Origin of the sequence: uncultured Thiothrix sp., assembly GCF_937876535.1 — a bacterium.
Classification (GTDB): Bacteria; Pseudomonadota; Gammaproteobacteria; order Thiotrichales; family Thiotrichaceae; genus Thiolinea.
In genome coordinates this window covers 17,406-32,616 of the sequence record NZ_CALFHZ010000026.1, presented here as the reverse complement: position 1 = coordinate 32,616, position 15,211 = coordinate 17,406, and the positions used below count along the sequence as shown (strand labels likewise).

At 45.6% G+C, this 15,211-nt stretch carries 16 protein-coding genes; 4 read left to right on the top strand and 12 right to left on the bottom strand.

All coding sequences use genetic code 11. The features are described 5' to 3' along the window. Positions 1-9 precede the first annotated feature (9 nt). Positions 10-750 carry an FCD domain-containing protein gene (locus Q0230_RS18845; protein ID WP_298613160.1) on the bottom strand — a complete coding sequence of 247 codons (741 nt, stop codon included), beginning with the start codon at positions 748-750 and terminating at the stop codon, positions 10-12. 60 nt (positions 751-810) lie between these two features. Further along, positions 811-2,463 (bottom strand): L-lactate permease, encoded by a 1,653-nt coding sequence (gene lldP / locus Q0230_RS18840; protein ID WP_298613157.1) that lies wholly within the window; start codon positions 2,461-2,463, stop codon positions 811-813. Between the two features lie 191 nt (positions 2,464-2,654). Between lldP and Q0230_RS18835 the strand changes: the two genes are divergently transcribed. Both Q0230_RS18835 and Q0230_RS18830 read left to right on the top strand, forming a co-directional pair. Continuing rightward, positions 2,655-5,465 carry an FAD-binding and (Fe-S)-binding domain-containing protein gene (locus Q0230_RS18835; RefSeq protein ID WP_298613154.1) on the top strand — a complete coding sequence of 937 codons (2,811 nt, stop codon included), beginning with the start codon at positions 2,655-2,657 and terminating at the stop codon, positions 5,463-5,465. After that, positions 5,465-5,959: a hypothetical protein gene (locus tag Q0230_RS18830; RefSeq protein WP_298613151.1), complete on the top strand. Its 495-nt coding sequence runs from the start codon at positions 5,465-5,467 to the stop codon at positions 5,957-5,959. The genes Q0230_RS18835 and Q0230_RS18830 overlap by 1 nt, the downstream gene beginning before the upstream one ends. A 13-nt stretch (positions 5,960-5,972) precedes the next feature. Here Q0230_RS18830 and Q0230_RS18825 read toward each other — a convergent pair whose 3' ends face one another. From Q0230_RS18825 to Q0230_RS18810, 4 genes are all read right to left on the bottom strand, one after another. Then, positions 5,973-6,362, bottom strand: coding sequence for a type II toxin-antitoxin system VapC family toxin (locus Q0230_RS18825; protein WP_298613148.1), 390 nt, complete (start codon positions 6,360-6,362; stop codon positions 5,973-5,975). Then, positions 6,355-6,609: an AbrB/MazE/SpoVT family DNA-binding domain-containing protein gene (locus Q0230_RS18820; protein WP_298613145.1), complete on the bottom strand. Its 255-nt coding sequence runs from the start codon at positions 6,607-6,609 to the stop codon at positions 6,355-6,357. Before Q0230_RS18820 ends, Q0230_RS18825 begins: the two co-directional genes overlap by 8 nt. A 149-nt stretch (positions 6,610-6,758) precedes the next feature. Then, positions 6,759-7,181: a thioesterase family protein gene (locus Q0230_RS18815; RefSeq protein ID WP_298613143.1), complete on the bottom strand. Its 423-nt coding sequence runs from the start codon at positions 7,179-7,181 to the stop codon at positions 6,759-6,761. Positions 7,182-7,229: 48 nt separating this feature from the next. Then, the gene (locus Q0230_RS18810; RefSeq protein WP_298613140.1) at positions 7,230-7,640 is read right to left on the bottom strand and encodes a GFA family protein; all 411 of its coding nucleotides are present in this window, start codon (positions 7,638-7,640) and stop codon (positions 7,230-7,232) included. A gap of 327 nt (positions 7,641-7,967) precedes the next feature. Here Q0230_RS18810 and Q0230_RS18805 point away from each other — a divergent pair, with 327 nt between their 5' ends. After that, positions 7,968-9,110 (top strand): aspartyl protease family protein, encoded by a 1,143-nt coding sequence (locus Q0230_RS18805; RefSeq protein ID WP_298613137.1) that lies wholly within the window; start codon positions 7,968-7,970, stop codon positions 9,108-9,110. On the opposite strand, the gene Q0230_RS18800 is transcribed toward Q0230_RS18805, so the two are convergent. Next, positions 9,107-9,619 (bottom strand): DapH/DapD/GlmU-related protein, encoded by a 513-nt coding sequence (locus Q0230_RS18800; protein WP_298613134.1) that lies wholly within the window; start codon positions 9,617-9,619, stop codon positions 9,107-9,109. The two genes, Q0230_RS18805 and Q0230_RS18800, sit on opposite strands and share 4 nt — an antisense overlap. A gap of 139 nt (positions 9,620-9,758) precedes the next feature. On the opposite strand from Q0230_RS18800, the gene Q0230_RS18795 reads away from it, so the two are divergent. After that, entirely contained in the window at positions 9,759-10,937 is a 1,179-nt protein-coding gene (locus tag Q0230_RS18795; RefSeq protein ID WP_298613131.1) for a YbfB/YjiJ family MFS transporter, read from the top strand. On the opposite strand, the gene Q0230_RS18790 is transcribed toward Q0230_RS18795, so the two are convergent. From Q0230_RS18790 to murU, 5 genes are all read right to left on the bottom strand, one after another. Continuing rightward, complete coding sequence (locus Q0230_RS18790) at positions 10,882-11,154, bottom strand: hypothetical protein (RefSeq protein WP_298613128.1); 273 nt, start codon at positions 11,152-11,154, stop codon at positions 10,882-10,884. The two genes, Q0230_RS18795 and Q0230_RS18790, sit on opposite strands and share 56 nt — an antisense overlap. A 327-nt stretch (positions 11,155-11,481) precedes the next feature. Continuing rightward, a complete protein-coding gene (locus Q0230_RS18785) occupies positions 11,482-12,561 on the bottom strand; it encodes a hypothetical protein (protein ID WP_298613125.1) in 1,080 nt (359 codons plus the stop codon). A gap of 4 nt (positions 12,562-12,565) precedes the next feature. Continuing rightward, positions 12,566-13,927 carry a cytochrome c peroxidase gene (locus Q0230_RS18780; protein WP_298613121.1) on the bottom strand — a complete coding sequence of 454 codons (1,362 nt, stop codon included), beginning with the start codon at positions 13,925-13,927 and terminating at the stop codon, positions 12,566-12,568. Next, a complete protein-coding gene (locus tag Q0230_RS18775) occupies positions 13,928-14,344 on the bottom strand; it encodes a FixH family protein (protein ID WP_298613075.1) in 417 nt (138 codons plus the stop codon). Between the two features lie 169 nt (positions 14,345-14,513). Next, entirely contained in the window at positions 14,514-15,209 is a 696-nt protein-coding gene (gene murU / locus Q0230_RS18770) for an N-acetylmuramate alpha-1-phosphate uridylyltransferase MurU (RefSeq protein ID WP_298613232.1), read from the bottom strand. Positions 15,210-15,211 lie beyond the last annotated feature (2 nt).

The following is a 15,211-nucleotide window of genomic DNA, read 5'->3' as shown; positions in this document are numbered from 1 at the left end:
CTGAGCCTCCTAACGTGATAAATGCCGCAAGGAACGCACTTTACGTGCTTCATCAGCATCAATGCTTTTTAAAGAATCTTCCACAAACGCTAGATGCTGTTCAGCTGCTTGGCGAGCGCGTTCTGGTTCTCCAGCAATCACAGCCTCCATTAATTCACGATGCTGCTGGCTTAGCGGGTCGAATACGCGCGCTTGAGTATAGAGCTTATCGAGGTTGTGCGAGATGCTGTTTTGCAGTAGTTCAAACAGGTTACGCATAATGTGTAAAGACACTAGATTATGCGAAGCTTCAACAATGGATAAGTGAAAGGCCGCATCAGCGCGCGCTTCATCCATTGGGTCTTCACTGCCATGTTCAGCAATCATTGCCTCAAAACGCTCACGAATCAGCGCTTTGTCTTCATCGGTAGCGCGTAAGGCGGCATACCAGGCGGCATTACCTTCAATCGCATGGCGGATTTCTAACACATCAAAGCGGTATTCGGGGTTTTCACGGAATAGGGTAACCAGCGGATCAGTTTGTCCGGCGGCGGTGAGATCTTGAATATACGTGCCACCGCCCGCCCGACTGACTAATAAGCCTTTACTAATCAATTTCTGAATCGCTTCACGCAACGAAGGGCGCGAGACTTCCAGCTGTTCCGCTAAGGGGCGCTCGGCGGGCAAACGATCACCCGCTTTTAAGCCTTGGGTGGCAATCATTGCTTCCAGTTGTTCAGCAATTTGATCAGAAAGGCGGATTCTCTTCATGTACTCTGGTCTTACCAATTTTTTTGATAAGACCGAGTTTAGGGGCTTTTAGCGCACCAATCAAGGAATCATCCACGTAAACACATAGGCTTGCAGGGTGGTAATCACACCCACAATCGTGGCAAAGATCAGGCTGTGCTTTAAGGTAAAGCGGAATAAATCAGCTTCCTTGCCCACCAAGCCAACCGCTGCACACGCCACGGCAATGGATTGCGGAGAGATCATTTTACCCGTTACGCCACCCGTGGTATTTGCTGCCACCAATAAGGTATCCGACACGCCGATTTGATGCGCGGTATTGGCTTGCAAGCTACAGAACAGGGCATTGGACGAAGTATCCGATCCGGTTAAGAACACACCCAACCAACCCAAGAACGGTGAGAAGAAGGTAAACATTGCACCTGTACCCGCTAGTAATAAGGCCAAAGTTGCGGATAGACCAGAATAGTTTGCGACAAAGGCAAAGGCCAACACCATGCCGATGGAGTAGATCGGCCGCTTGAGTTCGCTGACGGTTTCAAAGAAGGTTTTTACGGCTTCGGCAGGGCGCATTTTCAAGACGAAAATGGTGATGATGGCGGCTAATAGAATCGCAGTACCGGTGGCTGAAAACCAGTCAAATTTATAGACTGCTTCATAAGGTTTGGCTTCAGCCACAATCGGCGGCATTTTGGTGACTAATTTATCCAAGTAAGGTACGGAGAATTTAATCACCCAAGTTTCTAATAAACCGTCTTTGCTGAACATCGCTTTGAAGGGTTTTAAACTCCAGATCGTGACCATGATGGTTAAAATCATAAAGGGTGACCATGCTTTGATGATGGTGCCAGTGTTATAGGTTTGGGTTTGAGTCGTAGGGATTTTGCTTAATTCTTGACCTTCAAAACGGAAGATATTCTTTGGTTTCCATTTTTTCAGGAATAAAGTTAAGCACACTAGACTCACGAGTGCAGAGGTAATATCCGGTAGTTCTGGGCCGATATAGTTGGCGGTGAAGAATTGTGTGACTGCGAAAGACACGCCCGCTACTAAAATGGCAGGATAGGTTTCTTTCACACCGCGCCAGCCATCCATAATCATAATCAACCAGAAGGGTACAATGACGGAAAGAAGTGGTAATTGGCGGCCTGCCATTTGTCCAATGTGGAAGGGGTCTAAACCCGTCACTTGACCCGCTACCGTAATCGGAATGCCCATAGCGCCGAAGGCGACTGGTGCAGTATTGGCGATCAAACACAAGCCCGCTGCATATAAAGGATTGAAACCTAAACCGACTAATAAAGCAGCAGTGATAGCAACTGGTGCACCAAAGCCCGCTGCACCCTCTAAAAAAGCACCAAACGCAAAACCCACCAGCAACATTTGTAAGCGTTGGTCTTCAGTGATAGACAACACCGAGCTGCGGATAATATCGAATTGCCCGGTTTTGACGGTGATTTTGTAAAGGAAGACGGCAGTAATAATGATCCACGCGATTGGCCACAAGCCATACATAAAGCCATAAGCGGCAGAGGCCAGCGCCATAGTGACTGGCATTTTATACAGCAGAATCGCGACTAACAGCGCTAATCCTAAGGTAATCGTGCCCGCAACATGGCCTTTCATGCGGAATACCGCGAGGGCGACGAAGAAAAAAGCGATAGGGATGAGAGCAATTAGGGCGGACAGCCATAAATTACCCAGCGGATCATACACTTGGGACCAAGTTTGCATGCGACTCCTCCTAGAGCGGTGCTACTGTGGTGTGGGGATTTACTGATTTGGATTTTGGTCATACCAATTTACCAAATTGCGGCGCATCATAGAGATATTTTTGCTAATTCGCAACAATTCGATAGCTAATTTTGCAAATTTATCTATAATTGGTCTTACCAAAAATCAAGACCATCGCTAGGGATTCACTTATGAGCCTTGCCCATCAAGCCTTTTGCCAAAACCTGCTGCAAACCTTGCCAGCCGAACGTGTGCTACAAGACGAGTTTCATCGCCTGACCTACGGTACGGATGCGAGTTTTTACCGCCTGATTCCTGAGGTGGTGGTGAAGGTAAAAGACGAGGATGAGCTGCAATTGGTCTTGCGCTTGGCACGTGAGCATCAGGTGTCAGTGACCTTCCGCGCCGCAGGAACGAGTTTGTCGGGGCAAGCGGTCACGGATTCGGTGTTAGTGATGCTGGAGCTGAATAGCTGGCGTGAATTTAAGGTCTTGGAGGCGGGTGCGAAGATCAGTTTGCAACCCGGCATTATTGGTTCACAGGCGAATCAATATCTCCTGCCGTTTGGGCGCAAAATTGGCCCCGATCCAGCGACCATAAATACTTGTAAGATTGGCGGAATTGCGGCGAATAATTCCTCGGGGATGTGTTGTGGCACAGCGCAGAATAGCTATCACACGTTAAACGGGATGCGGGTGATTTTGGCGAATGGCTCAGTGATTGATACGCGCACGGCTGAAGGTCGGCAAACCGCTTTGAATACGCAAAAGCCACTCTTAAATGAACTCAGTAAACTCGCCGCTGAAGTCCAAGCTAATCCCGAACTCACCGCCAAAATTCGCCATAAATACCGCCTGAAAAATACCACCGGCTATAGCATCAATTCCTTGGTGGATTACACCGACCCGCTAGAAATCTTGACGCATTTAATGATTGGATCGGAAGGCACGCTCGGGTTTATTTCGGCGGTGCAATATCACACGGTACCGGATTACCCGTACAAAGCGACTTCGTTAGTATTTTTTCCGCATGTGGAAGCAGCGTGTTTGGCAGTGACTGCCTTGAAACCAGCTCCGGTGGATGCGGTGGAGTTGATTGATGGTGCGGGTTTGCGCTCGGTGCAGGGCAAAGCCGGTATGCCTGCCACGTTAGCGGACTTGGATTTGGATGCGGCGGCTTTATTGATTGATGTGCGTGCGCCGAATGCAGCGGAGTTAGCCGCGAAAATTGCCGAAGTGCAAACTATTCTCAGCACTCAAACCCTGTTATTCCCCGCCGAATTTACTCAAGATCCGGTGCAATATGCGCAATTCTGGGGGGTGCGTAAAGGTTTATTCCCTGCGGTCGGTGCAGTGCGTCCGGTCGGAACCACGGTGATTATTGAGGATGTGGCCTTCCCGATTGAGCAATTGGCGGCAGGTGTGCGCGATTTGCAGACGATTTTTGCCAAATATCATTACAGCGAAGCACTGATTTTCGGCCATGCCTTGGAAGGCAATCTGCACTTTGTGTTTACCCAAGATTTCAGTACCCAAGCGGAAGTCGATCGTTATTCCGGCTTTATGGACGATGTGGCGCAATTGGTCGCGGTCAAATACGGTGGTTCGCTCAAAGCGGAACATGGCACGGGGCGGAATATGGCGCCCTTTGTTGAGCTGGAATGGGGGCGCGATGCTTATCAATTAATGTGGAAAATCAAACGCTTATTTGACCCCGAAAACTTACTCAATCCGGGGGTGGTTTTGAATGAAGATCAAGCAATTCATATTAAAAATCTCAAACCCATGCCTGCCACCCATGAGTTGGTGGATCGTTGTATTGAATGCGGTTTTTGTGAGCCAGTTTGCCCATCACGCAATCTAACCTTGACCCCGCGCCAACGCATTGTTGCGTGGCGCGAACATGCACGCCTCAAAACCAGTAAGGATGAAGCGGGTTTGCAAGCTTGGGATAAAACCTTTGCCTATCAAGGTTTAGAGACCTGCGCGATTGATGGATTGTGCTCGACGCGCTGTCCGGTGGGCATTAATACCGGCGAATTAGTCCGTGCTATTAAAACCGAGCAACACGGTGCTACCGCTAAGAAAATCGCTAGTTACGCGCAAACCCATATTGCCCCAATTACCAAAATGACGCGCTTCGGCCTAAATGCAGCGGCGTTCAAAGGTAAGATATTAGGCCATCAAAACTTCACGAGCATTACCCAAGGCTTTAGTAAACTTACAGGCAACCGCTCACCGATTTGGCACGATGCCCTGCCACGCGGTGCTAAAGCGGAAGTCCCACAGGCACAAGGCGCTAATGGCAAAGCGGTCTATTTTACCGCTTGCGTGACACGCAGCATGGGTACAGCAGTGAGTGATTCTGAAACCCGCGATTTACCCCAAGTGATGCAAAGCCTGATGCAAAAAGCGGGTTTTGCAATCATTACCCCGAAAGCAGTGAGTGGTTTATGTTGTGGCTTGCCCTTTGCTAGCAAAGGCTTACCCGACCATGCAGCCGCCTCGATGCATGAATTAGAAGCTGCCTTGTGGGAGGCGAGCGAGCAGGGCAAATACCCGATTGTCTGCGATACCAGCCCTTGTACCTTGCGCTTAATTGAGTCTGCCAAAAAACCTATGAAGTTTTACGAAACCGCAGGTTTTATCCACGAGTTCTTATTGCCCCATTTAACTCTCAAACCGCAAGCCGAACCGATTGCCCTGCATATCACCTGTAGCGCGCGCAAAATGGGCTTAGATAAAGTGTTACGCGAGTTAGTAAAGCGTTGTGCTCCGCAAGTTATTGAACCGGAAGAAGAGGGTTGCTGTGGCTTTGGTGGTGATAAAGGCTTTATGACGCCCGAATTAAATGCAGCGGCACTAGCACGTTTAAAACAGCAATTGCCGGAAGGCTGTCATGAAGGTGTGAGTAATAGCCGCGCTTGTGAGATTGGCTTAACTTTGCATAGTGGGCGGCAATATCGCTCGGTGGCTTATTTGGTGGAGCGGTGTGTGGTTTAATGTCACTCAGTCATCAGTTTTTTCTGTTAAAGGTTGACGATCAGGCTCACTGGCATAAAAGCTGGCTTAAGCTTTTCCAAAGTAACCAAGGCATTAAGTTGCATGTGGATGCTCTAAGATATATAGCCGACACTTTGCAATGGATACCCACCTATAATCCATCGACTAAACAAGCTCATCAAGGTTTGTGTTGGTGGGGGATAACTTGGATTCAGGTTGACGGTGCGCCAGTTATGGCAAAAACTTTAGGCTATTGGGCAGATTTATTGAGTAGTGAACCCGCAGAGTTAGAGCTTACAGGCAATTATGGTTATCAAGTCGAAAATGATTCTAACAAGGATGGTTTTGAAGTAATTGCTGTTAATAGTGGCGGTTACGAAAAGCTCATTTTCAATCGAGATGAGCTAGTAACTAATCTAAGGGCTTTGTCTAACTATGCTAAGCAAGTCCAGGAACAGGGTGATAAGTATTACATACTGCACTTAGGTATTTAGATGTTGTCTGCTTTCAACGAATCACCCGTACCACAACTTTGCTCGGCACATCTTTCCAAACCCTATCCGCCGTCATCACAGGTAAATTCTGCACTAATCCCAATGCCAAACAAGCACGATCACCTAACGATAAACCAAAGGCTTTACTCAAAGGACGTAACTCAGCATTTACTTGTGCTTGTTGCTGATCTTGCGCTGCAAACGTGAGTTCAAGATTCTCAATGGCACTAATAACAGCCTCAAGCGGCATACCCTTGTCAACTAATTTACTGGCAAGCTCTGCATAATTCACACTACTAATCACACCTAAATTGGCTTCCAAAATAGGTTCAACCTGTTCCGCGCCTGTTTCATCAAACAAATAAGCCAAAATCGCTGAGGTATCTAACACCACTTTACTCATGTTTCGCCGCCTCACGCCGCTCAGCGATTAGCTCATCCACTAGCGATGCTTTTGGCTTTATGTATTGCTGCACTAGTTTTTTGGCTTTTTGCAGGCGCATTTTGTGAGTCATCAAGCGTAGCTCAGAGCTGTCCTCAAGCCACTCTAAAAGAACTTCATCACCCACCTCAATACCGAGTTTCTGACGTATCTCTAGGGGTAAAACGATACGCCCACCTTGGGAAACGCTAGCAGTTAAGATAGTCACATTGATTGCCATTGATTAGATTTAATGACTTATTTTAGCTTGCTCAGTTTAAAATGCCATTTATTAAAAAAATGACATTTAAGTTGTTTTTAGATTTTTATCTACAATATATGCATTCATGCCATTAGTTATAGGTGTGTATAATTTATTTATGCACCAGTCTTCTTCGCCTCCAACTTAGCATCAAACTTTGCCTTATTAATCACAAAGCGCTCATGCCGCCCTTTTGAAATCAGGTCGACCCCATCGTGAGCTTCAACCTTAAAGATTAGTTTTTTGCCTTCAACCGCAATCAATTCCACCTTGGCGGTCACTTCAAGCCCTACGGGTGTGGCAGCCTCATGGCTCACGTCAATATGCATCCCTACCGTTTGCTCGCTCGGCCAATCCAGATGTGGATTGATGGCTTTAATGCACGCCCACTCCAAAAATCCAACTAAAAAGCCGGTCGCAAACACCTCTGGCATCACAACAAACTCCTCAGCTTCGGGATAAAGTGCCGGAACGGTTTTTGATTGTGGTACAGTGAATTTGTGCTCGTATTGAATGCCGGGTTTGAGGGAATCTTTCATTATGTCTCCAAGGGATGACGTGGGTAATGGGGTAAAACTAAGCGCAGTTTAATCCAAAAGATTTTCTGGCAAAGCCTGAAAGCTTGGAATTCCCGCATAAGGCTCGTGCCACGCCGCTTTAGACTCCACATTCACATGCGCAATCGGCTTAGCATCTATTGGGGTATCGACAGTTGAGAGCGATACACTGAGGTATAAGGTTTTATCCGGCGCATAGTTCATCAGGCGTGTGCCGCAATTCGAGCAAAAAGCTCGAAAACCACCAATTTCATTCTGATACTCCTTTAGCTTTTCTACACCCTTCGTGATTTTTAGCGTGTCACCTTTGGCCAGTGCTACTGTCACATAATCCGCCCCATGCGCCTTGCGGCAGTAGGAGCAATGGCAATTAAAGATTTTATTGGGAATTAGCTCGACCTCGTATTCGATTTGTCCGCATAGGCAGCTACCTTGAACCATTTCCACTCTCCTTTTTTGTGTAATTGATTTGAGTCACAGATAGCATGTTTACTAAGGCTTGGCAAAGTGGAGTGTGAGTTTTCTAGGTTGGGTGTATGGTTAATTGTTTCAAACATTGTTGCAGGCTTAGACCAATAAATGGAGGAATAGATATAATGAGCGTTGTTTATATTTAAATTTGCTGATCTCTCAACTAGCCCATTAATTTTAAATTTTAGAACAGCTTGCTATGATGCTTTGTCTAAAAGCTAGCGAAAGTTTTAACAGACAGGCATGAAAAATATAAATATAGGTTACTTTTCGAGGGCGTTGACTGGGGCTATTTGTGTGTTGCTACTTGCCGCTTGCAGTCGCTTACCGAATCCCAAGATTCCTGAGTTTCAAGCTGGAAATGTCAGCGCAGTGCCCATGCAGCTCTTATATACCAGTGATTTAGGTGTTCTGCCCGCTGTACCTGTGATCATTGCAGGGCGGAAAACTTGGTGGTTGGTGGATACGGGCTCTTCGCATAATTTGGTTTCACCGCGTTTAGCGCGAGAGCTGCATTTATCTGCCGCTGCCAGTAGCGAAGTTTCCACTATTGCTGGGAAACAGCTCACGGGTTATTACCGTTTGCCGATGATGCAAATTGGCGCAGTTGATCTAGAAAATCAAAGCGCAGCCGCGGTGAATTTAGGTTTAGTTTCGGCTGCTGATGGTTTGGTGATTGAGGGTGTCCTCGGTATGCCAGCGCTAAATCGCCTGATTGTTTCCCTCGATTTTGGGCGGCATACCGCAATTTTCTCTCAATATGTGCCTAATTATCAGCAGCCACATAGCCTGATCCCCTTCCGTTTAGTAGGTGGGGTGCCAGTGGCTTCGTTAAATGTAGTGGGCGGGCGCACCGGCGAATTTATTTTAGATACCGGCAATGCAGGTGGTTTGGTGATGTTTCCCAACTATGCGCGTCGTGAGTATCGCCCGGGTGCGTCTTTGGCTTTTATTGAGGTTGAGGATTTAGGTGGGCGCGTGCCTACCGGTTTAGCTTTGTTATCGGATTTACACATTGGCTCCTGGCAAACCCGCCAAGTGCCAGTTTCGCTCCCAATGCATACCCAAGGTTTTCAGCATTTAGATGGCAGCATTGGTAATGCGATTTTTACCGGCCAAACTCTTACCTTTGATTTCCCTAGCCAACATTTATTACTGAGTGCCAGCCAAGATTCGGACGCTTTACCCGGTCAGTTTGGTTTTCTGCTGGCCGCAAATAACGTGATTGAGGTGGTTTTACCCAATAGCCCAGCGGCACGGATGGGTATTCAAGTAGGCGATAGTATTTTAGAAGTGAATGGACAGAATACCCGTGATGCGAGCTCGCACCGTATTTGGCGGATTTTAGACGAGCAAGCGCAGACTGAACTTAAATTGGCTCGGGCTGGGACGATTTATGGAGTGAATTTAGAACGCTCTTATTTCTTGCCACCTTTTTAGGTGGCATTAGCTAGATCAGGGCTGGATGCGTCCACGGCGAGCTTGCTTTCGGGTAACAAACGTCCATAGGACTTCGTGCGAATCCCTGAGCGAATCACCCGTGCTGGATTACCGCCGACTAAAGAATGAGCAGGAATATCTTTAGTTACCACACTGCCTGAAGCAATTACCACTTCATCGCCAATCGTCACGCCCGGCATAATAATCGAGCCACAACCCACAAAGCAGTTTTTGCCAATTTTGGTTTGAATATTATTGTGTGCACCATAACGCTCTGTTGCCCAGTCATGTGCGAGGATAATCACATTGAACGCAATCACCGTATCTTGGTCAATAATAATGCCTTTAGGGTTAGTCTTATCCACATTCGATTTAAAAGAAATACGCACGCTAGGGTGTAATTGCATGCCATACACTTTGCGGAAATACCAAGTGCGTAGCCAGACCATCGCATGGCGAAAATCCACAAACCAGAGAAACATCTTGTTATTCATAAACCGTGGTTTCACATTCATATCCTTAGGTTTTTAACCTTGTTCTTAGTATCTTCTCGCGCAAAGTATAGGCCAGAAATTAGCAGAGTGTTGATAGGCTGGAATTTAATGATCAGCGTGTTAGGCTAGGGTTTTCTCATCTCGATATTTATCTATGCAAACTACTGAGCCGTTAAGCCGTCAGGAGCGTTGGTCTATTGCTGTCGGTATTTTGGGTTTGATTACCGCCTTTGGGATGCCTCGTTTTATTTATACCCCCTTGCTGCCTTTAATGCAGGCCGATTTAGGTTTTGGCGATGACTGGGCTGGCGTGTTGGCTTCTGTAAATTATATCGGTTATCTCTGTGGTGCGCTGGGTGCAATCTTTGTGCACTCGATTGATACTAAACGCTTGTTATTTAAAATGAGTATTGTCCTTGCTGTCTTGACCAATATTGGTATGGGGTTCATTCAACAAGATGCTGTTTGGCTGGTGCTGCGCTTTTTCAGTGGCTTAGCCAGTGCTGGAGGGATGATGTTGGGTTCAGGGCTAATGATACTCGCGATTTCACCCAAACATACCGCGACTGCCTTGGGTATTCATTTCTCCGGGGTGGGTTTGGGCTTAGCTTTGGGGGCTTTATGGGTATTAATCCTTAAGCAATGGCAAAGCTGGGAGGGGTTATGGATTAGTAGTGGTCTAGTCATTCTAGTGTTGGGTTTACCTGCTCTCTTCTTCAATCAATGGTATTTGAACCCACATAAAAAAGCGGCGATTGCTGCTGCTATTCCACAACATTCTTTTAAGCTTGTGCTTAGCTTAGTCGCCCTTGCTTATTTCTGTGAAGGGATTGGTTATGTGATTAGTGCAACTTTTTTGGTGTCTATTCTCCAGCATAGCGCGGACTTACCGCATCTTGGTGATTATGCTTGGGTAGTGGTTGGGGTAGCGGCTATTCCCTCCTGTTGGGTTTGGGCACGAGTTGCTCAGAAAATTGGTGAATTTCCAGCTTTAATTGCCGCTTATTTGCTTCAAGCAGTAGGGGTTATTTTGCCGGTTTTAAGTGATTCCATTGCTGCTGCATTGATTGGTGCTTTACTGTTTGGTAGCACTTTTATGGGTATTGTCTCGATGGTTTTGGTCTATGGCGGGCGCTTGGGTGGTTCGAAACCAACACAATTAATGGGTATTCTGACTGCCTGTTTTGGTGTCGCACAAATCCTAGGCCCTGCTTTTGCCGGTTGGATGGCTGAGCAGCAAGGTAACTTTAACCTATCGCTGATTTTAGGTTGTGGCTTTACTCTGCTGGGTGGCGCTTTAATGTGGACAGCATGGCGGGTGCAGCAGCGTTAAGACTTTGATCAAGCTGGGCTAAGCGTTCTGGTGTGCCTATATCCAGCCAAATACCTTGATAATGCTCAGCACTCACTAAGTCTTGCTCCATCGCTGTGCGTAATACCGGCCCTAGTGCGCGTTTACCATAAGCTAAGCCTGCGAATAGCTTAGGGTGATAATAACCAATCCCGCTAAAAGTTAGCTTGTTCTCACCAGCGTTCCGTCGCCCAATCATGCGCGAGAATGATCACATTGAACGCAATCAAGGAATAATGCCTTTGGGGCTGGTTTTATCCACATTCGATTTGAAAGAAATACGTACACTAGGGTGTAATTGCATTCCATACACTTTACGCAAGTACCAAGTTCATAACCAGACCATCGCATGACGGAAGTCAACAAACCAAAGAAACATCCTATTGTTCATAAACCTTGGTTTCACGCTAAATTCCTTACTGTGGTTGTATTGTTTTGACTAGCTTTTCACGCCAAGTATAGACCAAAAATGGGTAGCTAGTTGATTGATGACGGTATCATGCTCTAGGTAGTGAACTAGCCATGATTAGATAACGCCACCGTACATCACATCATGTAGGCCATAATAAAAAACTACCAATAGGGCCATTGTGCAGTACAGAGTTATCAAATTTTTTAGGTTGATAAAGTTTTTAGGTAGACATTGGTTGAAAAAAAATTTATTAACAGGCAAAGGCCCCTTCAGAAACATCATTGCCAGAATAAAGTTGACAGGCCAATGTCCAATAGCATCCATTTTTCCGAAATATAAACCACCTGCACTAATTAGTAAATTGACCAATAAAGCAAGTAAAATAATTCCTTTGTGGCTAAATAGTAGTAAAAAAAATAAACTAAACTCAACAAAGGCTGCTGAGATAATGAAGAAGTCACGATCTAGACCCATCATTAAAAGAGGATATTTTGCTAAAAATTGATAGAAAGCATCAGGATAAGCCAGTTTCTCGATAGCTGACCATAAAAAAGCGAATACCAAGGAAAAATACAACAAAGCATAATGCTTATCAGCTATTATTTTTTGTCTAATATCTAGACCTGAAATAATTAAATAAATGCCTAAGCCAAATACAAAAAAGTAATCTAAGCAATGAAATATTCCATATTTATAAATAGCATAAAAATATAAAGTGATTAGGCCAAATCCTGAGAAACTCAGCGATAATTTGAATAGTACCGAAAATGCTATGAATAATTGTAGGTAAGCAACCCAATCGGCCTTTTGATAGGTAAGCTCGGGGGTTAAGATACTATCCCCCATTAACCATAAAACTAGGCAATAAACACCAGTTCCAATACGTGCAATAGTCAACGGAGTGTTGGTATTTTTTTCAAAAAAATAATTCTCAGGTGTCCACTGCTCAGGTAGAAGTCGACTGAAGAAATAGTCAAATATCCCAAATAGTATAGTCCCACAAGAGGCTAGGATGAATAAAATCGGCATATATTGGCGAGCTGGATGTGAGCCTAATGGCTGTAGTGCATCTTCTACATCAACATCCACAAACCATTTAACGTGGGCTACTGCGTCATCGATACTTAAGGGGGTTAAAATGAATACTAGCCCCCATATAAGGAGCATTTTATATTGAGATAAGTATGAGTTCATAACACTAGAGTTGGCTACTGAGTACCTGTAGAAATTGGACGAGATATTCTTGTTCTTGTGGGGTGAGTCCCAGTGGTTTTAATACAGCTTCTGCATGATGACCTCGTGGTTGGATTTCATTGTAATGTTTGATTACCTCATCTAAGCTCGCAAAACGACCATCATGCATATAGGGGGCGGAGGTACTCAAGTTACGCAAGCTGGGTGTCTTAAAAGCAGCACGAAAGGGGATGGTGCTGACAGCATTGAGTAGTTCAAGGCGATTGGGAAGTGGGTGTTGATCCGCATAAACACTATTGCCATTAAAAGGATTGCTGAGTAAAGAAGAGATACCTATAGCTCGTCCCCAGTCAGGACTTTTGTCAAAAAAGATCCGATGAAATTCACCATCACTAAAATTAGAACCTGAATGACATTGAATACATTGCGCTTTACTCACAAAAAGCTTGAGTCCTTGCTGTTCTTCAGAGTTCAGCCAAGAGTTGTTAGTTGTTATTTGACCTTGATCTACAATTAATTGATCAATAAATTGGTCAACTCGAGTAGGTGGGCTGGTAATGGTCATTTCAAATGCTGCAATCGATTTCATCAGGTGAGTGGTTACTTGATTAATATCTTGGCGCACCGTAGCAGGAAGCTGCTCCCATGCTTGATGAATGGTCTCGTCTGTAACAGTTATTCCCTCCTGTTTAGGGCGCGGCTTAGCTCGTAAGGGCAGGGCTGTTAAACTCAAAGTAGGTGGTAATTCACCAAATATTGAGCGGTAACTAGTCTGTAAATTTGCATCTGCCAAGATAAGTCGCACGGCATGAACTCGATCTCCTTTCATTTCCGCTTCATTTTCCATGGACTCTATGGCTTGTAACCACAGGCTATCAGCACGCCCATCCCAAAATTGCCAACGTTGATAACCTGTATTCCAGAGCGAGGGCGTATGACGCTTTAGGGTTACTCCTCGTAAACTAATACGTGGATCTGGTGTAGACCAACCTTGCTTAGGATTATGACAGGTTGCACAAGCTACTTGGTGGTCGCTGGAGAGGCGGGTATCAAAAAATAAAACTTTGCCCAAGGCAATGGCAAGGGGATGAGTTGCATATTTATTACTCAAATCTTGAGGAGCTAGACGATGGCTGAGGGTTAGGTGTTTGATTTGACTCAGTTCATGAACTGTGAAATGAACTGGCGTTTCTGTGGTGGTTTGGCTGGGTTTGACACCTTCTAGGTGGGGGGCGGTCGCTAGCTGCGTAGTAGCGTACCCTGTTTGCTTTGTATTTTCATGTATTGTGGTGGGTAGATTCAGCTCAGCGTGGGCATTGAAAGCGAGACCTATAACTAGCAGTAGTATACCCCGGTGCCTAATCACTTATTGGACCTCAACCACCCATTGTGCTGCTTCACGTGTAATGCCTTTAGTAATGGTGAAGGACAGTGTCCAAGCTCCGGACATATGAAACAACATACCTTCTACTTGAAACTTGCCTTCTCCAAGATTCTTGATCACAGGTTTCACATTCATTCCATGATTGTGCTGTGGCATGCTGGCATCAAGGTCTAAATCTATTTTGCTTGTGAGTGGTTTGCCCTCAGAGTTTGTGATGATGATATCCAAACTAAATAATTGATTTATTGGAACCGTTTGGGTTGTCTGGATTTCGAGATGATAATTATCTTTAGCAGATATGAGGCTGTAGCAAGTAGGAGCATTGCACTCAGCGGCCATTACTCGCACAGGCAAGAAGAATAAGGCTAAGCAATAAATGAGAAGTTGTTTTTTAAGCATTAATCAAACCTTTCGACGATTGCAGCGAACTAAAGCCAGATCAATAACAAGAGACTAACCCTAGCTGTTTTTAGTATGGTAGTTAGGTTATAGAAGCTTTGGATGGGGAGCGCTAGTTGATAGTCTGTATTAAGGCCAATTTTCTGATAATTGGCTCTGGATGCTTGTATCAGTGTGGATGGTAGTCGAAGAGTTTGGGGCGATATTGAATCTGTTGATCCAGTTGGGCGAGACGTTCTGGCGTACCAATATCTAACCAGTTTCCTTGATAATGCTCAGCGCTCACTAAGTCTTGTTCCATCACTGTACGTAATACCGGCCCGAGTGCGCGTTTACCATAAGCTAAGCCTGCGAATAGCTCAGGGTGATAATAGCCAATACCGCTAAAAGTGAGTTTGTGCTCGCCAGTATTGCGTGCACGTCCAGCCTCTAAAGCAAAATCACCTGCTGGATGATGCTCTGGGTTATCCACCAAAATCAGATGTGCTAAGGTAGTTGGAGGAAGGGTGTGAGGTAAACAAGCATAATCACACCAGATATCGCCATTCACCACTAGAAAAGGTTCTGAGCCGAGTAAAGGCAAAGCCTTAATAATGCCACCCGCCGTTTCTAAAGCAGTTTCGGTTTGCTCATCGGAATAATGCAGTTTTAAATCCCATTGTGAACCATCACCTAAAGCTTCTGGAATTTGCCAGCCAAGCCAAGCAATGTTGATTACTACGTCTTTAAAGCCAGCGGCTGCTAATTTTTCCAAATGCCAGACAATCAGCGGTTTGCCACCGGCTTTAAGTAAAGGCTTGGGTGTATGGTCAGTGAGCGGGCGCATCCGTGTGCCTAAACCCGCTGCGAGTATCATCGCTTTCATCG